The organism is Aquimarina rhabdastrellae (assembly GCA_947387485.1).
Classification (GTDB): Bacteria; Bacteroidota; Bacteroidia; order Flavobacteriales; family Flavobacteriaceae; genus Aquimarina.
In genome coordinates this window covers 1-20,672 of record CANDNT010000010.1, presented here as the reverse complement: position 1 = coordinate 20,672, position 20,672 = coordinate 1, and the positions used below count along the sequence as shown (strand labels likewise).

Here is a 20,672-nt window from a genome sequence, read left to right as displayed (position 1 = left end):
AAAACTGAGCTTATTGTAAAAACAACTACTTTCAAGATGATGAATATTTTAAGAAGTATATGGGGCTGGATTTTAGTTTGGCTATTCTTTTTCTTTGTTTCCTTAAATACAGATGATAAATACCCAATTGCTGTGGCTATGTTTTTTACAGGGTTACAAGTGATTGTTTTCTACGGTAATTTAGAGTTTTTATTGCCTAGATATTATGATGAAAATAATTCAAAAAAATATTATAAATACGTTATTATATTCTGGTTTAGTATACTTTTAGGGATATACTTAACAGATAGTTTGTTTATTCCAGAAGGTTTTTTTGCAGATGAAGGAGATAATATAAATGATCATGAACCAGATGGGATTTTACGATATTTCTTTTACTCTATTATAATGGGGCTAGCTTTTTTTGTGAGTCTTTCTATAGGTTTACAACGGCATCAAATAAAATTACAAAAGAAGTTTGAAGAGCTTAAAAGAGAAAACGTAGATAATGAGCTTAAATTTTTAAAATCTCAAATTAATCCTCATTTCTTATTTAATGCTTTAAATAACATTTATTCACTAACATACTCTGGTAATGAGAACGCTCCAGATCAAATTTTATCATTATCAGATATGCTTCGGTTTGTCTTGTATGACTGTAAAGAAGATTACATACCATTAATAAAAGAATTAAGTTATATCGAGCATTATATAATTTTTCAGCAAATAAAAACAACACATGAACAAAATATAAGTTATAATATTCCTGAAACTAAAGACCTACAAATAAAGATAGCTCCAATGATTCTTATTCCGTTTATCGAAAACAGCTTTAAGCATAGCCTAATTGAAAAAGATAAAACAGGATTTGTAAACATTAAAGTGCATTTTGAAGCGAAATCTTTAAGTTTTGAAATAGAAAATAGTAAACCACAAATGAGCAGAGCGCATATGCTTGTAGGAGAAGGAGGAATAGGACTTGATAATGTAAAAAAACGATTAAATTTAATTTACCCAGATAAACATAAATTATCTATACAAGATCAAGATACTTTTAAAGTAATTTTAAAAATTGAATTGACATGATAGGAGAATATGTACAATGTGTTATTGTAGATGATGAGGTTTTGGCAAGAAATTTATTAGAACAATATATACAACGCATTCCGTATCTAAAATGTATTGGTTCTTTTGAGTCTCCGCTAGAAGCCCTTTCTTTAATTGAAAATGGTAATGTTGATATTCTTTTTCTAGATATACAAATGCCCGAAATTACGGGGATTGATTTCTTAAAATCTATAGAGCAAAAAACATGTACTGTCATTACCTCAGCATATCCAGAATATGCGCTAGAAGGTTACCAGCTTAATGTGAATGATTATATCGTTAAACCTATATCTTTCCCTAGGTTTATTCAAGCAGCCAACAAGATTAAAGAATTAATAACTATAAAAAGAAAAGCTAGTGCTTATGATGATAATTCTTTTGATCAAGTAAAACATAACCACATAAATAATTTAGATAATACTGAAGACTTTATAACCATTAAGTCTGATAAGAAAATCCATCGTATAGCTTTTAGTGACATTTTGTATATAGAAGGGGCTCTTGAGTATGTGAGTTTTTATCTCAATGACAATACAAAGATTTTGAGTTTAAATACGCTTAGAAATTTAGAAGACACACTTCCTAAAAATAGATTTTTAAGAATCCATAGATCCTATATTATTGCACTAAATAATATTAAAACAATTGAAGGAAATACTGTAGAAATAGGTAAGATGAAATTGCCTATAGGAAAATCGTATAAAGATGCTTTAAAAGATTATTTAGGATTTTAAAATATTGTATTTCTGTTTGTTACGATTTGTTTTAAAAATGAATCTATTCGTCTACACTTAAGATTCATTCATCGAAAAATGAAATAAAAAAGAGGTATTCTGCTGTAGTTTTGAGGTAACCAAAATGAACAAGTTATGAGATACCTACTACTACTTACGATATTAAGCATAACAACAATAAGTGCTCAAAACTATAATTATTTAGGAAGTTATACTTCAAATGGAACTCCATTATATTTAGATGATAACGATATAGTTAGTGTAGAAACACTAGAATTGATAGATAGTTCTTTACCAGAAAGTTACCCGGTGCCAGAATATAACCCACATTATATTTCGTCAGGATATGATACGGATATTATGCTGCAAGAAGATGCCGATATCTGGGTAACTTTTGTAAGTGAAGGAGCAGGATACAGAAATGTTTTAGGATTTTATACATATGATATAAATAATCCATCACCTACAGTACCAGATCCAGAAGATATAACAATTATTTTTCCTAATGTATCGGCACTAGGTAGTGGTGGAGGATTAGAAGCAGGTAATAAAGTTAAGATAGGAAATTTTGAAGCAGGAACAGGTATTGGCTGGGTTTTACTAGCCAATGCCTGGAATGGACAGCAAGTAACATCAGGATACTGGCAGTTGTATTCTAACCCAGATTACAACCCAGAAAGTAATCCAGATTTGAGATACCATAATGTATTATTGCAAGACCCAGAAAATGAAAGAGTGATATTAGGTTTTGAGGACATCCGTAGAGATTATGGGTCTTGTGATAATGATTTTAATGATGCAGTATTCTATATTACAGCAAGTCCTTATAGTGCGATGACAACTAATAATTATGCAGATGTTGACTCTGCTACAGATATCTACTCTGCAAATAATGGAGGATTAGAAAGCAATGGAAATCTAGCTACATTAATTGCTAAGCGAAATTTTAAAAGAGCAAAAAACAATACAGCACTTAATAAAAAATCCTCGCAAACTCCATATCGGAGGAGTAGCAGTGGAACCAGTACATTGGATCATTATTTCCCACAAACAGGAATGTTTTATACCGAGACGCCTTATGTATCTAGCCCAGGTGACTTGTTAGAAATCACTAATGCAACTGAAGTTTTTGCTGTAGATTATTACAATGGAGATAAAAGAGTATCAGCAGGATTAGCGACACGAACAGCAACCAGTGTTTATGATCATTCAAAAATGATTTGTGATCGTTTAAATGGTTCAAAACTAAAAGATGTACGTAACGTAAACATTCAAGGATATCAAGTTATTTATGCAGTAATAGAGCGTGATAATGGAAATATTGAATATGCAGTAAGTTTCTCTATTCAAGAGAATCCTCAAGAATACAAATTACACAGTAGATGGAATATTGAAGAGTATCCTGCTGGATCTTATATAAATTTTCAATTATGGGGATGTTCTGTAGGACAAGTGGCGACGCTAGCAAACGAAATAATAAGGACTTTACAGCAAGAAAAAGTAGTTACAGCAGATGTGGTAGAAGATAGAGTTCCTACAGTATTTATAAGTGAAGGGAAATATCAAAATGGAACATTAGAATTAGTACTAACGAATAAATCTAATGCATCCTATGCAAATATTAATGCAAGTATTGCTAGAACAGAATTTTCTGAACGTGAAGACTATTCAAAAGAAATTTCACTTAATGGAGAATGGACACAAACAGTAACAGTACCTACAGGATATTTATTTGATGCAGGATTATCTCTTGTAGCCGAGAACTCTAATAGAAGTGATGCTTTATATCTTGCAGATGGACCTTGGGGTGTAGATCATTTGGATGAAGAAGCAATAGTTGATGTAATCGACATTATGGCACAAGATGAGGTGATAAATGCAAACACTGATACATATGTAATTGAACGTGGTATTGAAGTTATAGGAGAGGTTAAAGGTACATTCAATGTATTCCGAAATATTTTGGCAGGTGACCTTACACTAGATGCGAGTGAATATGAAGCGATTACTTTTGATATAAAAAATACAAGACCTGTAGAAGTTATTTTGGTAACCGAAAACCTTGAAGATTGGAACAATAGGTTACGATATACACTACCAGCTTATGAAGAGACAGAGAGACGTACTATCCTTTTTGAAGAATTTTTAAATGCCAATAATGTAGCAGAAGAAATTCAAAACATACGTAGCGTGGTCTTCTCTATACAAGGTGACTATAGTACATTCAATTCATTTGAATTAGAAGTGAATAATGTAACGTTTGACGTGCAAGAAACCTTATCTGTAACAGAAGAAACTGTAATAGTAAAAGAACAAGTATATAACTATCCTAATCCATTTAGAGGAAAAACAACAATAAAATTACCTAATAGCTCAAGGTATGTTACACTTACTGTTGTAGATATGTTAGGAAGAAGAATATACCATAAAGAATTAAAAACAAAAGAAGACGGACAGCAAGTTACTTTTATAAATGACAACTTAGCTAGAGGACTTTATAGCTATCGTATTATAGACGATAACAACAAGATATTTAATAGTAGTTTTTTGATTGATTGATTATTTTATTTTTTGGTTTGATTTGATTGAGTAAAGGGTAAGTATATATGCTTACCCTTTATTTTTTGATTTTAAAAGAACGCTTAAAAGACAATATATTTTTTATTAATTAAAGAATTAAATGATTTACTAGCCACAGAAATAGATGAATTCTTTGATGATTAATAATATGTGTGTCAATGTATATTGATTTACAGTTAAGCGCCCTTTTAATTGAAACCTAATGATAATCCTAAAACTAATATTGTTCTAATAAATATTTCATTAAATCAGTAGTCGTTACAATACCTACTAATTCATTATTTTCTACTACAGGCAAGGCGTGAAACTCTTGCTTTATTAATATTTCTACAACTTCTTTAACAGTAGTGCTTGGAGATACTGTCATAGGTGTTTTTGCCATTACTTGAGCAATACTGAACATATTGTATACAACTGTCTCAACATCGCTATCACTTTCTTCAACTACATCAGCAAAACTTATACGTAGTATGTCTGTATAACTTACAATTCCTACGATAGAACTACCACTTACAACAGGAATATGTCGTATTTTATGTTTTTTAAATAGTATTTCTGCTTTTTCTAGACTATCTGTAAGATTTAATAAAATCAAATCAGTTGTCATTATCTGTGAAACTGGAACTCTTTTTTTCATGATCTCTGGTTTTAATTTCTATACTAAAAGTAGTATCAAAAGAGCAGTAAAATGATGACAATAGTCATAGTATTTTTAGATATTTTATCTGTATTTAAATATAAGGTTAAACCGTATTTTTATAGTACAGAAAAAATAAGATAATATGTTGATGTAAAGAGGGTTATTTGGTCTTTTGCAAAAAATGAGCAGTTTTAAAGCAAAACAATTTTATAAAAAAGACTATTGTTTTCTATCAATAGTCTTATATAGTTTTAATTATTAAGTTTAAACAAAAAGAGTGTTTAAAATAAATTTAAAATTTCTCTTACAGTTATACGTTTTTCGTTTCCTAGAGTCCAATATTCACCTTTAACAGCGATTTCTTCGTTGACTTTAAACCTACGATATTGATTGTTTTTCCCTAAATTAGGAATACTTATTAAAACAGTATACAATTCGTTATTAGCAGTTTTGACTACAGCCGTATAACCATCTTTACCATTTTCAATAGATTGCACTATTCCAGAGATAGAACGTTCAGTTTCCTTAATTTCGGTAGTATCTTGAGAAGTGGCATCCTTTTTTTGAGCAGATCCACAAGAAAATAATCCTATGAATATTAAAGCGCAAGTAGAAAGAGTGATAAGCTGTTTCATAAGTTGATAATTGTTAATGCAATATAAGGCTTATAAATAGATTAAAGAAATCATCTAGATTAATAGAATTGACCACTTATAGGAATGTATTAGATTTAATTATAACAACTTTTATTGTGGAAATAAACTCTTATCAATATTAGGAATCACTTTTAAAGCATTTTTATAATAAATTTTACGCAAGACTTCATCATCTAAATCCAAACCATACATTTTCCAGAATGCGTGATAACGTTTATAATAAGGGAAATATTCATCATTAGATTCTAATACTCTAAAATAGGTATAATACTCTTTAGGTTTCCATGAATCCTTACCAAACATTACACGATCTTGATATTTGGTTAAAAATTGTTTGGCATTGCGAGGTTGCCTACCTAATTCTGCAATTACAGCACCTATTTCGGTATACATATTAGGCATTTCGTCCATTAATTCTCCAAGCTTTTTAAGATTATTACCATACCAACCTAAATGCGCATTGATAAACTTGGTGTTTTTATGTCGTCTAAAGATAGTATGCTGCTCATCGATTATAGTTTGCCAACTACCAGTAACTTTTGCATCTCTTTTTCTTCTAGGTCTTAGTTTTAACTCTAGCCATCGCTCATTATTATGATCGTGATCATCCCAAAATGGTTTAGGGTCTGCCGCATGAATTAATACAGGAATGCCAAGCTCTCCACACTTTTCCCAAACAGGACCTATCCTAGGATCGCTAATTTTTATACGATTACCTTTACTATCGGTATTATCCATTCCTTGACTTTTATAGATTTTTAAACCGTTAGCTCCTTTAGCAACATCACGTTCAATTTGAGCTACTGTATTTTTTGTCCAATTAGGATCATCAATTCCATTCAAATCAATATTAGTAAAGACAATAAAACGATTAGGTGCAGTTTTTTTGACATTATCCAGAGCACCAAATAAATGCTTTTCTGACCCACGACCTCTACCAGACAAATTAATCATTACAGCCATATTAAGTTTATCCATTTCTGCAACTAGATCGTTAAGGTTTTGAGTAGGCATTCTAAATTGATGATTATGTACATCGATAAAAGGAAATTTAGCTTTGGTAATTTGATGTTCTGGTACTACTAAAGTTGAAGGTGGGTCATAGGCTTCAAAATCCATTTTTTGAGCAAATGAAAGTATACTAAAGCATAAACAGACACATAATAAGAACAAACGTAGAACCATAAAATATTTTATTTTAAAGATACTGTTTTCGATAAGCCAACTAAAAAACTTAACATTTTATGTTAAAAAAGAGTACCATCTCTATAAATACTAGTTAACCCCCATTAAATCAATATAATAATGTTTTAACTTTAAGTTATTGTAAATCATATAAAATCAATTAGTTATGGGTAAAACTTTGCGTGTTTGTTTAGCAATGGGAGGCGGTGTTTCTTTAGGGTCTTTTTCTGGATCGGCACTTACAGAAGCTTTAAAATTATTAATCCTCTATGGACGTGATGCTCAAAATAAACCTTATAAAAAAATTATAGTAGACGGGATAAGTGGAGCAAGTGCTGGAGCTATAGCATTAACAATTATGTTAAGATGCTTGATCGATTATAAATCAATGTTATCCAAAATTGACAAAACAGAAGAAGATCTGCTTGAAAATATTGCAAATGCATATTATGAAGGAGATACTAATAAAGCACAATCGTTTGAGGAGATTGAAGCGTTAAAGGCATTAGAGTTGGCACAATTAATACAAAAAGAATTGTGGGTAAAGAAAGTAACCATTGAAGATTTGTATGGTGAGCGTACAAAAACTAAAAAATATGAATATAACGATTCTTTTGGGTTGCTAGACCGTGATCATTTGATTAAGTTAACTAAGGATTTTCTATTGACGCCTATAGTAGATAAGAATGCTATACAGGTATTGGATACAAATAGAATAGTATTTGCTTGTTCATTAACAAACTTATTACCAATAGATGTTATAAAATACTCTAATAACAAGAGTAAACTAGAAAAGAATGTAATGAAATCTATAGGATCACAGAATCATACAGAATTACGAATTATAGATTTCGTTTTTAACGAAAATGAAAAGAGACCAACAGATCATAGATGGTTAAAGTTTTCTAGAGCAAATACGAATGATAATCCTATGCATTTTAATGTATATTCAAATGAAGCTTGGGCAGAATTAGCAGCTTCGGCTATAGCTTGTGGAGCTTTTCCTATAGCTTTTGAACCAGTAATGCTCAGGCGATTTAAAAAAGAGTTTGATCTTAAAGATAAACAAGAAGGAGACAAAAAAATAGATACATATTGGCCTAAAGCATATACAGATATTCTTAATGAAACTAGAGGAGAAGTATCGAAACATAATGTGTTTTTTAATACTGCAAACGAAGAAAACGAGATTGATTATGAAATTTTTAATTTTCCTTATATGGATGGAGGAACCTTTAATAACGAACCTATAAAAGAAGCGTTTAAATTAGGAAGTTTTCAAGATTATGGACGTGATAGCGAGCTAGAACATGAAGAACGATTAGTGTTATTTGTTGACCCTATAGTTCGTGTTAATGAACATCATCCTTTTGAACAAAACTCCTATAAGCCGATAAAACAAAAGGAAAGAAAAAGTGAATTTAATAAAGAGTTTGATAAGTTTATTGGTGCAGTATCGAGTATAGCCAATGTACTCAGGAATCAGGGGAATATCAAAGAAGAGCAGAAGATTAATGATGTACGTGAAAATTTACACCTAAGAACTACATTTGAAGCGTATCTAGAGGAAAATACGTTTAAGGATAGAATAGATGCTCGATTATTAACCGAAGCATTTAATAAAATAGATAAAAATCTTAAATATCATCCAATCTCTCTAGGAACCAGAAGTCCAATTGTATATTTCTTAAACGAACTGAAAAAAAAATGTTTAAACAATACAGAAGAAGATATATGTAGTATAATTAACAAAGAAAAGTTAAAAGCTTTAAAAGCTGAAATTGATAAAGCTGTAGCATTGTCCAAAACAGATGAAGGTGCATTGCTAAAGAGTATGAATACTAATTATATCTATACTTATTTAGAAATACAGGATGATGAATCTACACAAGAAACTTTTGCAAAAACTGTATTTAATATAATAATAGATTTTTCATTAAACACTCAAGGAAAAAAACTTGAAGCCACTAGAGCTGCTATTTTACCTATAAATAAACATCTAGAGACTTTACGTTTACCAGGAGAAGAAATTGCTGCATTTGCTGGATTTGGCTCAGAAAGAGCCAGAAACTATGCTTTTGATTTTGCTAGGTTAAGCACATTTTATGCATTAAGAGAAGAAAAACATGGTTTTAGAGAAGGAAAAGCATTTATAGTACCGACAAATAATTTTATAGAAACGTATTATGAAGAACAGATTAATACTACAGGTTTTTATAATGAGAGAAGAAAATATATAAGTGAATTACAAAAGGAGTTAATACCATTATCAATAAAAAGAATTAAAAAAATATTAACTCCCTTGATCAAAAGCTTAAATTGGAGAAGGTATATTCCTATAAGTTTTGGCTTTTTATATTTGATATATAGGACGTTTCCTAAAGAAGGAAAAGAATTTATAAACGATTTAAATTATATATCATTGTCAAAAGTGACCTTAGCTGTTTTAAGTAATGATAAAGAGCCTAGAAAACTTAGTGTTTATACAACTAATGGCAGAGTTATTTACAAAGCTGTTATAGAAGAAGTAAAAATTAATGGAAGAAAGAGATATAAACATTATTTTCAATTGAATTTAGCCACTTATATAAGTGAAGTTGAAGAAAATGAAATAATACCAAGCGCGCAATTTTCTCCTATGTTTAAAACATCACCAACTTTAATAGATAATATCAAAATTGTAACCAAAGAAAAAATACAAATACCCAATAATATAGATCCTAATTTGAAACCTCTAGAAATGCGTAGAGAGATAGAAAAACAATATGATGGTTTTGTAGAGAAAATTCAAATAGGAAATACTAGTTTACCTTCTTTAAATGAGCAATTAGAGAATAAAAATCAAATGCTTTTCTATGCATTAAAGAATATACATTATCATATCAATCCTATTATAGAGATTGATTTACAAAATGTAGACGAAGGGTGGTATTTTATAGAAAATACAAAAGCGTTGCATAAAAAGATATTAGATGACAATGCGTAAAAGCATATTGAAAAATTAAAGGCAACCTAGATAGGTTGCCTTTAGTATATATGAGATTATCCATGTACAGTTTCTTTTTTACCGAGATTCTTCATGATCTCAGCTTCAAATGTGAGTAAATCTTGCCATTTTTGATCCACTTCTTTACGGTCACCATATTTACGAGCAAAATTTAAAAACATAGTATAGTGATTAGCTTCACTTACCATTAAATTACGATAAAAATCTGCCAACTCTTTATCTTCTAGTTCTTCAGATAGTAACTTAAAGCGTTCACAACTTCTAGCTTCGATTAAAGCAGCATATAATAAGCGATGAACTAGTTGTGTAGTACGAGAACCTCCTTTTGGAAAAAAGGTAACAAGTTTTAATACATACTCATCTTTGCGATCTCTTCCTAAAACAAATCCACGTGCCAATATTTTATCATGCACCATTTTAAAATGACTGATTTCTTCTTTGACTAATTTTGTCATTTCGTCAACTAATTCTGAATATTCAGGAAAAGAAACGATTAAAGAAATAGCAGTAGAAGTAGCCTTTTGCTCACAAAAAGCATGATCGGTTAAAATTTCTTCAATATTCTTTTCAACGATATTTACCCATCTAGGATCTGTAGGAAGTTTAAGACCTAACATATATATGTTTTTGTAATAGAATACAAAATTAAAGATAAATTATGGCTCTTAAAAATGATAAGGTCTAAATCTAAATAGAAAAGATACTTTTAAAGCGATTATAACTCTAAGTCAAAAGACACACGTAATTTATCGATCAATGGATTAATTTCTTTCAACTTTTCGTATTTATCTTGAGGTGTAAAAGCATGACGTTTGGAAGCCTGTTCGTTTACCGTGATTTTCATTTCAATGCTGAAATTTTCCATTTCACGATACATATATTGCAAAAGTCCAGATTGCGCTGCTTCCATATCTACTTTCATAGATTCATTAGGTAATTCAAGACAAATTGTTATACCGTCTAGAGTAGGAGTATTCATGGCAAACATAGAACCTACAATCTTTTCACCTTTTTTATCTTGTTTGGCACCATATTCTCGCCAAGCGAAAATCATTTCTTCTTGAGTAAATGGCTTTTTAGGAAGGTTATTAGGGTCGATTACTTTTTCGACACGACTTTCTAGCATCTCTTTCCTTTTTCTAATACTACTTAGAGAAAGACCAGAAGAACGTGAATTACGACTTTCTGCAAGCGAAATCTTAGGGGGCTCTTGTGGTTCAACAGGAGTTGTAGCTGGAACTTGGTTTTCTTCTTTTGAAGTTTCAGGAGTATCTTCTGAAACAGAAGACGTAGCCGAATCCTTTTGTGAAAGGGATTCAACTAGTTTTTTATACGCAGGCGGAATTATATAAGGTTGCTTATTTTTTTTTTCCTCCATCGGTAAGGATAGAGGCAAGTTGCATTAAGCATAATTCGACTAAGAGACGTTGATTTTGACTTGTTTTATATCTGAGGTCACAATCATTAGCTAATTCAATAGCTGTAATTAGGAACTCATGAGGTGATTTTTTTGATTGCTCATAATACATCATTTTGGTTTGCTTACTTACTTCTAGAAGATGTATGGTAGCTTCGTTTTTACAGACTAATAAATCTCTAAAATGAGAAGCCAATCCAGCAATAAAATGATGTCCGTCAAATCCTTTTGCCAAAATAGTATTGAACTCAATAAGCAATTGTGGAATATCATTATCTATGATAAAATCTGTAACCTTAAAGTAAGTCTCATAATCCAAAACATTTAAGTTTTCTGTTACAGCTTGTCTTGTAAGGTTGGTACCACTAAAACTTACAACACGATCAAAGATTGATAAGGCATCTCTCATAGCTCCATCTGCTTTTTGAGCTATAATCTGCAATGCATCTTCTTCGGCAGTGATACCTTCACTTTTTGCAACTTCTATCAAATGATTTTTAGCATCGGTAACAGTGATACGTTTAAAATCAAAGATTTGACATCTAGATAATATCGTAGGGATAATCTTGTGTTTTTCTGTAGTTGCTAAAATAAAAATAGCGTGTTTAGGTGGTTCTTCAAGTGTTTTTAAAAATGCATTAAAAGCAGCTTGAGATAACATATGAACCTCATCAATGATGTATACTTTATAAGTTCCTACTTGAGGAGGAATACGAACTTGATCAATCAAGTTACGAATATCATCAACAGAGTTGTTTGAAGCAGCATCTAATTCGAATATATTAAAAGCAAAATCTTCATCTGGATTTTCTGTTCCATCTTGATTGATTGTTTTTGCTAATATACGAGCACACGAAGTCTTACCTACACCACGAGGTCCAGTAAAGAGTAAAGCTTGAGCAAGGTGGTTATTATCAATAGCATTAAGTAATGTATTAGTAATAGCCTGTTGCCCTACAACATCTTTAAAAGTTTTAGGTCGGTATTTTCGTGCTGATACTATAAAGTGCTCCATACATGGCAAAGTTAAAAATTGGATTCATATTTAACCTAATTTTAGTATGTTTTTTATAAAAAGAATTGTTGGTTTTTTACAAAAAATTGAATTTAAGACGGTTACTTATTTTAATAAAAAACAGGTGCTATCTAGGTCGTTTTTTCTTTTTTTAATATGGTTAATGCTACTCTTATAGCTTGATAAGAAATACGTTCTTCAAAATATTCAAAATAAGGTTTTAATGCTGTAGGTGACTCCAATTCTTTTTGAGCTTTAGCTATAGCTATTAACTCTTCTTTATCTACAAACTGATGTAAATCGATATCTTCGCCATCTTCATATAGTTTTGATAGGTGTGAGAAAATGGTTGTTTCTGCTAATTTTCTTTCAATAGCGATTTCTGGAATTGATAATCCATTTTTATAAAGCTCCAATGTTACTTTATGTGTATTTCCTTTTTTTGTTTTCTTAGTTGTTCTTTTCTCTTTGTGAAAAGCTATAATCTCTTTGATAAATTGATAACCATAGTCTTGCATTTTACGCTTACCAACTCCGCTAATTTGCATAAAATCTTCATCGGTCATTGGACGTTGTTGCTCCATTTCTTTTAAGGTAGCATCACTAAAGATTTGATAAGCTGGTATCTCTGCTTCTTTAGATAGTTTTAAACGCAATAAACGCAAACGTTCAAATAGCGTATCTGCAACAGCTTTTTTAGTTTCTTTAGGGATCGCTTGTTTTTTCTTTTCTAATTCGGCTAGATTTGCCAATTGAACTTGTTCTTTTTCGAATAAAACTTTTCGCGCAAGCGGAGTGACCTTTAATTTATTGTTTTCGTGAAAAGCAATTTCTAGATAACCTAAATTGATTAACTGAATTAGATATTGTTGCCAATCTTTCCAGGAAACATCTGCACCAATACCATAGGTCTTTACATTCTGATATTCCTTATTATGAATAACAGCATTTTGAGCCCCTCTTAAGACATCGATTACTGTACCGGATGATTCATCTTCCTTTAATCTTACCACAGTAGATAATGCCTTTTGAGCGAGAATAGTACCATCAAAAAAGGAGGGAGGGTTCTTACAAATATCACAGTTACCGCAATTTTTTTCTATATGTTCCCCAAAATAACTCAGTAAAATTTTTCTTCTACAACTCAAAGCATCTGCATATTGTTTCATTCGATCAAGCTTTGCAAATTGCAACTCTTTATTACCTGCATTGTCAGCAAATTTTTGTAGCTGTACTATATCTGCATAACTATGAAATAATAAGGTAGCAGATGGTAATCCATCTCGCCCAGCTCTACCGATTTCTTGATAATAACCTTCGATGTTTTTAGGTAGATTATAATGTATCACCCATCGCACATTTGATTTATCGATACCCATACCAAAAGCGATGGTAGCACAAACAACTTGAACGCTATCATTGATAAATTCGTCTTGTGTTTTTGCACGTTGAGTATGGTTAAGACCCGCGTGATATGCTGCGGCATCTATACCAGATTGTTGTAGTTTTTCTGCAAGAGCTTCAGTAGTTTTTCTACTAAGGCAATAGATGATTCCACTTTCGTTAGGGTGATCATCTATAAAATCGACAATTTGCTTGATTCTATTAATTCCTGGACGTACTTCTAGCGATAGATTTTTACGGTCAAAAGAAGCGATATGTTTTACGGCATTAGGAATATTTAATTGATTACAAATATCGTCACGAGTTGCTTTATCGGCTGTAGCAGTTAAAGCTATTATAGGAGTTTGAGGTAGTCTACTTTTTAAAAATGCTAATTGTGTATATGCAGGTCTAAAATCATGTCCCCATGAAGAAATACAATGGGCTTCGTCTATAGCAATTAAACTTATAGGAGTGGTGGTTAATATACTTTCTAAAAAACTTAAACTCTCGGGAGCTATATACAGTAGTTTTATTTTACCTGTATGAAGTGCACTATATATTTTTTGTTGCTCTTCTTCACTTTGACTACTATTAAGATATACAGATGGAATTCCGTTTGCCGTTAATCCATCAACCTGATCCTTCATTAATGCAATTAAAGGCGAAATTACTAATGTAATTCCTGGTAATAGTATAGCAGGTAATTGATAGCAAATAGATTTACCTCCACCAGTAGGCATAATGACCAAATTATCATTTTTCTCAAAAACACTATCGATGATTTGTTTTTGAAGAGGTCTAAAACTATCGTAACCAAAATATTCTTTTAAAGTATGTATTAATTTCTCCTGATCTAGCATAAATGCAAAGGAACAAAATTGAAAAATTGATTCCTATAGAAAAACGAGAAGAACAGCTATAAAAAAAACAGGCCTAAGCCTGTCTTAAATATTTTTTATCCATCCAGAATGTTCCAAATGGTATAATGGAACAGAGTAATACTATGAACAGTGTTTTTGGAGTCCAATTTTTTTCCATTTTTACCATTACAGCCATTACTATATATAATAAGAATAGTAAACCATGTGCCATACCTATAATTTGGTTAGGTCCAGGTGATTCAAAGATATATTTTAATGGCATGGTAACAAATAAGATAAGTAGGTATGAGATACCTTCTAATATACTGATGAGTCTAAAACTTTTTATCATCTTACGGGGTTTAAAATTGCATTGCGCAAAGATACATCACAAAAAGATGATATTAAGAGAAAAAACACTCAATTCTTTGTGTAATCCAGTTCAAATACTTCAAGGTGAAAATAAGGAATAGCAGCCAAGAGATGGTCAAAAATATTGGCAACGATGTTTTCATAATTAAGCCAAACTTTATCATTACTAAAAGCATATATTTCTAAAGGGATTCCCTGAGCTGTAGGAGCTAATTGACGAGTCATAATCGTCATTTTTTCATTAATATCAGGATGATTTTTTAAATATAATTCGGCATATTTTCTGAAAACTCCCATATTAGAAAGATTACGACCGTTAATAAGTAATTCCTTATTTATTTGCTGCAAAGTATTATAATGAGACACTTCTTTTTGCTGATGATCGAGATACGCTTGAATAAGTTCAATTTTTTTAAGTTCGCTTATTTCTCCATCAGATAAAAACTTAATACTACTCGTCTTAATTAAAATAGAACGTTTTATTCTTCGTCCTCCCGAATCTAACATACCTCTCCAGTTTCTAAAAGAATCTGAAGTGAGATAATAGGTAGGAATAGTAGTAATAGTTTTATCAAAATTCTGAACTTTTACAGAAGAAAGGTTGATTTCAATAACGTCTCCATCTGCACCGTATTTTGACATAGTGATCCAATCACCTATACGCACAGTATCGTTGACAGCTACTTGTATACTAGATACAAAGCCCAGAATAGTATCTTTAAAAATAAGTAGGATTACAGCAGATAATGCCCCTAATGCTGTTAAAAATGTCCAGATAGATTTACCTGTTATCACAGAAAAAACAGATACAATACCAATTAGCCATGCAAAGATCATAAAGACTTGAATATAACTATCTATAGGTTTGTCTTTAAAGGAATCTATGGACTTTAAAAAATCTCTAAAGGTTCTAAGTATGCTACGTATAATCCAGATACTTAAAAATATGGCTAAGATATCAAGGATGATTTCTACGATACGTTTTAAAGTTGGAAAATCATGAAATAAATCAGGTAATAGCCAAATCACAATACCCAGAGGAATACTGTGGGCAATGAAGACAAATGTTTTGTTTTTAACTAAATAATCATCAAAATTATTTTTGGACTTAATAGCAAATCTTCTGAATAGATTTAAAGCAGCTTTACGCAGTATTAAATCCAGAATATATACGATTATTAGGATAAGAAAAATGCTTACCAATAATGTTAGGTAAGCAGCTATAGTATCAGAAAACCCTTTTTCTAAGAAAAGGGTGTGAAAATATTTTGAAATTCCGTATGTTTTCATGTATTGTTTTGAATGCTAAACTAGACTAAAGATAGCAATTGCATACAAATAAAATCTAACGAAACGTAAAAGACCAAATAATAAATAGCTAGTAAAAGAGTATTTAATCATTCCAGCCGCTATACTTGTAATAGAAAAAGGAATAGGTAATAAAGCTCCTACAACAATTAAAAATCCACCCCATTTGCGAGTGTTTTTAATATGTTTAGCCATTTTTATTTCTAGATAATCATGAATAGCTGGAATTTTTGTGATTGCTTTTCCTATAAAATAAGATACAACACCACCCAAATATGATAATAAAGCTAATAATGATAAATAGAATATAGGATTACTAGTCTTATCACTCCAAGCAATAAAAATCTCTGGCGGAATTAAACCTAATAAAGATTCTGAAGCAAAGAATACACTCAATACTACAAAATAGGAATAGTTTTCTGTAACATGAATAAGTAAATCATTAATGTTGATTACAAAAAAGTTTACAGCTAATAATGCTGCTATAAAGATAAGAATAGGAGGTAAGGCTTTTTTTAAGCTAGTACCTAAAAACTTATAAAACCCAGTATAACTATAATATTGATGTAATAGTTGTAATCTTGTTTTTTTTAACGTCTTCTGATTTGTCTTCATATACTCTTTTAAAAAGGGGGCAAAAATAATTATTTTTTAAATATCATTCATTAATAGACAGAAATTTCGTCGAAATAAATTAATAAGGCTTACAATTTGTGTATTTATTTTTTTAAATAAGATAGATAACTTATAACGTATATTATGATAGAATAGTATAGTTGATGTAAAAAAAATAAGCCCTGAAAAATCAAGGCTTATCTTTAATATATAATAAACTACGAATTAATTTTCTTCGGCATAAGCAATTAAGGCATTACAGTATACTCTTAAATCTGCTACGTTAACTTTTTTTGAGGTATCTTTTAAAAGAGCAATTACATAATAAAGACTTTCTTCTGGTACTACAGCTTCGTCTGTAATCATTTCTTCTCCTTCTATAGGCTCATCATCTGGAATTGGAATTGCAAAAGTTTCATATTTTTCAATATGTTCATAAGTCAATCTAATTACTTTAACAACCAAAGGAATTTCTTCTTCAATAGCAAAAGGTCTTAATGTTTTAAGGTCTTCTATTAAAGTATTTGTAATGATTCCTACACGATCTATATCAGCCAATATTTTGTCAATTAATTTAAGGGCTTTTTTGTTCTCTAACGATCTTAATTTTTGCATCATAAAAAAATGAATTCTATATTCTGCCTACTGGCTTAAAAGTTACACTGCAAATTTAAGCCATTATCGATTTAAAAAAAGTCTTTTGAAAAGTTTCTTTTTATTTTTTCATTATCCATTTACAAGATAGATTATTAATAAAGAATATTATGAGTGAATACGCTATAAATGGATAATTTAAGATCACTATAATGATAAAATAACAACAGTTTATTGTCTAATAATTGTTTTCTAGTATAAAAGCGTAAAAAAAAATAAAAACAAGAGCTTTGTAAATCAGTGTATTATGTTTTTTCTATGAAAAAAATGAGTATTTTTTATAAAGTTAATTTTTACAAGTTAATGATTTAAATCGTTGTTTTTTAGTTGTTTAAGTGGTGGTTTTTAGCAAGTTACTAGCACAACCACATAAGGTTTACGGTTTAACCGTATGCAAATATTGATAAACCTCTGTATCTTTGAATCGTATTCCAATTACAATTTTTCCCTTACTTTTTTTGTTTTCCCCAACACTTACCTCCTACGGATACAGGAGGTAAGTTCTTTTTTTTTAAAGAACCTTAAGAATAAAAAAATCCTTATAAATTTTGAACCACAATTATATGACGGTATAAGTTTATAAAATGTTACATTATATAGATAAAAAAGATCACAGTTATTACGAGTCAAGAACAATTGTTGTGTTTTTGTATAAGTGACGAGTGATTAGCGATGAGAGATAAGTGAGATTGAATCTAAAATCTAAAATGTTTTTTTGAGTGAAATTCGTTACTTTGACTCCACGATCGATTAATCTAAAATCAACTATCGTTAATCCTAACTCTGTACTCGACATTCATTATTATATTTTAATTCACCCACAACTTTTGAGACTGATCCGTTATTACTATGATCTCCATAATTATCGTTCAAAAACAATTACTGTGTTTTAACTTCAAAATATTCTAAAAGGTAAAATACTAAATGTAAAGGTTTAAAGGGTTTTAGTTGAGGAGTCTTTAAATGAAAATATAAAATCTTTATATATCATTCAATATAGTATTCTAATTCTCCCACAACTTTTGAGATTGATCCATAAAAAAGTTCAAAAATGTGTAAGATTTGCTAATTTAGCTAATTACATAATAGATATATAGTTACCATGGTAACTATATATAATTGTTACCTACCATTAGATGAAATACGTAATCAAATTAATATTCATACTGATATTGATTTTTAGTTGTTCTAAAGAGAAAAGAACTAAACCTAAAACTGACTTGACAAAAAAAATCGAATACGGAACTATAATTTCTGAATATCTCGAACCTAAAAAATATGAACCTACTCTGATTTTCAATAACCCTTATAATTCAGATAAAAAGTCAGCGATTAAACTTGCCGATAATGAAATCAAATGGTCGGAGAAAGATAACGCACTTGAAATTATAATCAATGGAACTAAAATAAACACATCAAAAAAAGTTACTCTGAATTATAATTGGGGAAAAAGCATTGACAGTGTGAATTTTGCAAATAACGTGAGACAAATCAAACTTTATAAATCTGACTCTCTAATTGGTTTCGTGCTTACAAATGAGCCTTGTACAGGATTGGGTTGTAGCGTGAATTATCAATTAATTTATGACTTAAAAACAAAAAGTGAAAGTTATTTCGGAAGATTTAGAACGGGATTTGAATTTGAATTGTACGATTTCAATCAAGATTCAAGAATTGATTTTTTAAGTAAAACGTTCTATGGCAGAAATAAACAAATGATTGACACTACAGAATTTATAATGTACAGTCAAACTGAAAAAGGAAATTTCCAACAATTTAGAACCGAAGAACAAAATAGATTTGGTTTCAGACATATTTATCCGCAAATTTATCCTAAACGAAATAAAGACTCACTAAGAGAGGAATTTGAGGAGTATTGGATTGAAAAAATAAATAATAACGGTAGGTAACAATGGTAACTGTTGCACAAGTCAATAATTATAAAATATAAAGAAGAAGAAAAGCTCTTTAAAAGGGGTTTTCTTATGAGATAAGGATATTTAATTGATAAAATTAAAGTTCCTTAAAAGAGATATAATACGCTCCTAATTCAACATATAGAGATTTATAACTAGGTGTTTTGATTTTAGCAATACTCTTGCTCAGGTTTTTAGAGATTTTCAAGTATTTTTTGAGATTATACGCAATAGCAGAAAGCATCATCACCTTACTGGCTTGTGGTATACCTATAGTATTGATCTTTCTCAATCCCATAAATTGAGTTAGCGTTCCAAAGACTGGTTCAACTGTACTTTGTCTTTTTTACTTCATATATTTTCCTTTCTTGCTATGTACTCTAGTTTTATTTCGTTCGTATTGTTCACGATAATAGGTTACAGAAAACTTCTTTTCTTTGGCATTAGCTGTGATTGTTCTTTGCTGTTGAGTAGCTTTATTTTCTTTAGTTTTTCTAAAAACCTCTTTATCTCTATTACTAATATGTCTGATCTTGGCTAAATGTACATCTAATTCATTAGCAGGAACTTTTAATTCTAAAGAATCCATACTAGCATTAGCTTTTATGGGAGCTGAGTCTATGGCTTAAGTATGTCTGCTGACCATACCCTTGTCCACACACAAGGTACGTATATGAGTAAAGACTTGCTCAAAAACTGCTTCAGGAAAAAGCTGTCGAGTACGACTGATAGTAGAATGCCAAGGAAGCTGTTCATCTAGATCATAATCTAAAAAGTAAAGAATATCCAATCGCATGCTACAATGCTCGATAAGCTTGCGATCACTAATGATATCTTCTAGGTAACCTACTAAACACAATTTGAAAAATACTAAAGGATCAATACTTTTTTGACCACTATTACCATAAAACTTTTTAGTACTGTCATATAAAAAATCTAAGTGGATAACTTCCTTTAATCGACGATAGAAATTTGTTTTGGCTATACGATCACTCAATTGAAAATGAGTGAATAGTTTTTCTTGATAAATCTTCTTGCCTTGCATATATCAATTTACGAAATAATACTATTTTTATCTAATACTTGTGTAACAGGCACACGGTGTATAGTGCATACCCTTCGGGATACGCACCATACACAGAACGTTGGTGTGCCACGAGGCTATAGGAATCCAATGGGTGAAAATCCCATCAGAGTAATTGGCTGTTCACTCTGAAGAAAAACATACAGTTGTTCCTGTG

The 20,672-nt window shown here is 30.5% G+C and carries 16 protein-coding genes and 2 pseudogenes; 5 read left to right on the top strand and 13 right to left on the bottom strand.

The window, feature by feature from the left end:
* The first annotated feature begins 36 nt into the window (after window positions 1-36).
* The 3 genes from ACYEKI_RS14430 to ACYEKI_RS14420 all read left to right on the top strand — a co-directional run bounded on the left by ACYEKI_RS14430 (window position 37) and on the right by ACYEKI_RS14420 (window position 4,379).
* A complete protein-coding gene (locus ACYEKI_RS14430) occupies window positions 37-1,065 on the top strand; it encodes a sensor histidine kinase (protein WP_459211904.1) in 1,029 nt (342 codons plus the stop codon).
* Window positions 1,062-1,820: a LytR/AlgR family response regulator transcription factor gene (locus ACYEKI_RS14425; RefSeq protein WP_459211903.1), complete on the top strand. Its 759-nt coding sequence runs from the start codon at window positions 1,062-1,064 to the stop codon at window positions 1,818-1,820. The genes ACYEKI_RS14430 and ACYEKI_RS14425 overlap by 4 nt, the downstream gene beginning before the upstream one ends.
* Before the next feature lie 135 nt (window positions 1,821-1,955).
* The gene (locus ACYEKI_RS14420; protein WP_459211902.1) at window positions 1,956-4,379 is read left to right on the top strand and encodes a DUF4114 domain-containing protein; all 2,424 of its coding nucleotides are present in this window, start codon (window positions 1,956-1,958) and stop codon (window positions 4,377-4,379) included.
* A 238-nt stretch (window positions 4,380-4,617) separates the two neighbouring features.
* On the opposite strand, the gene ACYEKI_RS14415 is transcribed toward ACYEKI_RS14420, so the two are convergent.
* From ACYEKI_RS14415 to ACYEKI_RS14405, 3 genes are all read right to left on the bottom strand, one after another.
* Window positions 4,618-5,037 carry a CBS domain-containing protein gene (locus ACYEKI_RS14415; RefSeq protein WP_459211901.1) on the bottom strand — a complete coding sequence of 140 codons (420 nt, stop codon included), beginning with the start codon at window positions 5,035-5,037 and terminating at the stop codon, window positions 4,618-4,620.
* Between the two features lie 284 nt (window positions 5,038-5,321).
* Window positions 5,322-5,675 carry a hypothetical protein gene (locus tag ACYEKI_RS14410; RefSeq protein WP_459211900.1) on the bottom strand — a complete coding sequence of 118 codons (354 nt, stop codon included), beginning with the start codon at window positions 5,673-5,675 and terminating at the stop codon, window positions 5,322-5,324.
* Between the two features lie 111 nt (window positions 5,676-5,786).
* Window positions 5,787-6,815 carry an amidohydrolase family protein gene (locus ACYEKI_RS14405; protein ID WP_459211899.1) on the bottom strand — a complete coding sequence of 343 codons (1,029 nt, stop codon included), beginning with the start codon at window positions 6,813-6,815 and terminating at the stop codon, window positions 5,787-5,789.
* A 232-nt stretch (window positions 6,816-7,047) separates the two neighbouring features.
* Between ACYEKI_RS14405 and ACYEKI_RS14400 the strand changes: the two genes are divergently transcribed.
* Window positions 7,048-9,867, top strand: a complete 2,820-nt coding sequence (locus ACYEKI_RS14400; RefSeq protein ID WP_459211898.1) for a patatin-like phospholipase family protein — start codon at window positions 7,048-7,050, stop codon at window positions 9,865-9,867.
* 56 nt (window positions 9,868-9,923) lie between these two features.
* Here ACYEKI_RS14400 and ACYEKI_RS14395 read toward each other — a convergent pair whose 3' ends face one another.
* From ACYEKI_RS14395 to ACYEKI_RS14365, 7 genes and pseudogenes are all read right to left on the bottom strand, one after another.
* A complete protein-coding gene (locus ACYEKI_RS14395; RefSeq protein ID WP_459211897.1) occupies window positions 9,924-10,505 on the bottom strand; it encodes a MiaE family protein in 582 nt (193 codons plus the stop codon).
* 98 nt (window positions 10,506-10,603) lie between these two features.
* Window positions 10,604-12,320: pseudogene (dnaX, locus tag ACYEKI_RS14390) on the bottom strand (DNA polymerase III subunit gamma/tau).
* Window positions 12,321-12,451: 131 nt separating this feature from the next.
* The gene (gene recQ, locus ACYEKI_RS14385) at window positions 12,452-14,566 is read right to left on the bottom strand and encodes a DNA helicase RecQ (RefSeq protein ID WP_459211896.1); all 2,115 of its coding nucleotides are present in this window, start codon (window positions 14,564-14,566) and stop codon (window positions 12,452-12,454) included.
* Between the two features lie 73 nt (window positions 14,567-14,639).
* Window positions 14,640-14,918 carry a DUF3817 domain-containing protein gene (locus ACYEKI_RS14380; protein ID WP_459211895.1) on the bottom strand — a complete coding sequence of 93 codons (279 nt, stop codon included), beginning with the start codon at window positions 14,916-14,918 and terminating at the stop codon, window positions 14,640-14,642.
* A gap of 68 nt (window positions 14,919-14,986) precedes the next feature.
* Window positions 14,987-16,228: a mechanosensitive ion channel family protein gene (locus ACYEKI_RS14375; RefSeq protein ID WP_459211894.1), complete on the bottom strand. Its 1,242-nt coding sequence runs from the start codon at window positions 16,226-16,228 to the stop codon at window positions 14,987-14,989.
* 15 nt (window positions 16,229-16,243) lie between these two features.
* Window positions 16,244-16,861, bottom strand: a complete 618-nt coding sequence (locus tag ACYEKI_RS14370) for a YqaA family protein (protein ID WP_459211893.1) — start codon at window positions 16,859-16,861, stop codon at window positions 16,244-16,246.
* Window positions 16,862-17,086: 225 nt separating this feature from the next.
* Window positions 17,087-17,479 carry a hypothetical protein gene (locus ACYEKI_RS14365; protein WP_459211892.1) on the bottom strand — a complete coding sequence of 131 codons (393 nt, stop codon included), beginning with the start codon at window positions 17,477-17,479 and terminating at the stop codon, window positions 17,087-17,089.
* Window positions 17,480-18,735: 1,256 nt separating this feature from the next.
* Here ACYEKI_RS14365 and ACYEKI_RS14360 point away from each other — a divergent pair.
* The gene (locus ACYEKI_RS14360; RefSeq protein WP_459211891.1) at window positions 18,736-19,425 is read left to right on the top strand and encodes a hypothetical protein; all 690 of its coding nucleotides are present in this window, start codon (window positions 18,736-18,738) and stop codon (window positions 19,423-19,425) included.
* A gap of 103 nt (window positions 19,426-19,528) precedes the next feature.
* Here ACYEKI_RS14360 and ACYEKI_RS14355 read toward each other — a convergent pair.
* The 3 genes and pseudogenes from ACYEKI_RS14355 to ACYEKI_RS14345 all read right to left on the bottom strand — a co-directional run.
* Window positions 19,529-19,765: pseudogene (locus ACYEKI_RS14355) on the bottom strand (transposase); the annotation flags it as partial.
* A 12-nt stretch (window positions 19,766-19,777) separates the two neighbouring features.
* Entirely contained in the window at window positions 19,778-20,020 is a 243-nt protein-coding gene (locus tag ACYEKI_RS14350) for a hypothetical protein (RefSeq protein WP_459211890.1), read from the bottom strand.
* A gap of 36 nt (window positions 20,021-20,056) precedes the next feature.
* The gene (locus ACYEKI_RS14345; RefSeq protein WP_459211889.1) at window positions 20,057-20,476 is read right to left on the bottom strand and encodes a transposase; all 420 of its coding nucleotides are present in this window, start codon (window positions 20,474-20,476) and stop codon (window positions 20,057-20,059) included.
* Between the last annotated feature and the right edge of the window lie 196 nt (window positions 20,477-20,672).

What these genes read in the sequence shown, in the direction of transcription:
- ACYEKI_RS14430 (WP_459211904.1), top strand. Translation starts at nt 37, where the DNA reads ATGATGAATATTTTAAGAAGTATATGGGGCTGGATTTTAGTTTGGCTA.
- ACYEKI_RS14425 (WP_459211903.1), top strand. Translation starts at nt 1,062, where the DNA reads ATGATAGGAGAATATGTACAATGTGTTATTGTAGATGATGAGGTTTTG.
- ACYEKI_RS14420 (WP_459211902.1), top strand. Translation starts at nt 1,956, where the DNA reads ATGAGATACCTACTACTACTTACGATATTAAGCATAACAACAATAAGT.
- ACYEKI_RS14415 (WP_459211901.1), bottom strand. Translation starts at nt 5,037, where the DNA reads ATGAAAAAAAGAGTTCCAGTTTCACAGATAATGACAACTGATTTGATT.
- ACYEKI_RS14410 (WP_459211900.1), bottom strand. Translation starts at nt 5,675, where the DNA reads ATGAAACAGCTTATCACTCTTTCTACTTGCGCTTTAATATTCATAGGA.
- ACYEKI_RS14405 (WP_459211899.1), bottom strand. Translation starts at nt 6,815, where the DNA reads ATGGATTTTGAAGCCTATGACCCACCTTCAACTTTAGTAGTACCAGAA.
- ACYEKI_RS14400 (WP_459211898.1), top strand. Translation starts at nt 7,048, where the DNA reads ATGGGTAAAACTTTGCGTGTTTGTTTAGCAATGGGAGGCGGTGTTTCT.
- ACYEKI_RS14395 (WP_459211897.1), bottom strand. Translation starts at nt 10,505, where the DNA reads ATGTTAGGTCTTAAACTTCCTACAGATCCTAGATGGGTAAATATCGTT.
- recQ (WP_459211896.1), bottom strand. Translation starts at nt 14,566, where the DNA reads ATGCTAGATCAGGAGAAATTAATACATACTTTAAAAGAATATTTTGGT.
- ACYEKI_RS14380 (WP_459211895.1), bottom strand. Translation starts at nt 14,918, where the DNA reads ATGATAAAAAGTTTTAGACTCATCAGTATATTAGAAGGTATCTCATAC.
- ACYEKI_RS14375 (WP_459211894.1), bottom strand. Translation starts at nt 16,228, where the DNA reads ATGAAAACATACGGAATTTCAAAATATTTTCACACCCTTTTCTTAGAA.
- ACYEKI_RS14370 (WP_459211893.1), bottom strand. Translation starts at nt 16,861, where the DNA reads ATGAAGACAAATCAGAAGACGTTAAAAAAAACAAGATTACAACTATTA.
- ACYEKI_RS14365 (WP_459211892.1), bottom strand. Translation starts at nt 17,479, where the DNA reads ATGATGCAAAAATTAAGATCGTTAGAGAACAAAAAAGCCCTTAAATTA.
- ACYEKI_RS14350 (WP_459211890.1), bottom strand. Translation starts at nt 20,020, where the DNA reads ATGGATTCTTTAGAATTAAAAGTTCCTGCTAATGAATTAGATGTACAT.
- ACYEKI_RS14345 (WP_459211889.1), bottom strand. Translation starts at nt 20,476, where the DNA reads ATGCAAGGCAAGAAGATTTATCAAGAAAAACTATTCACTCATTTTCAA.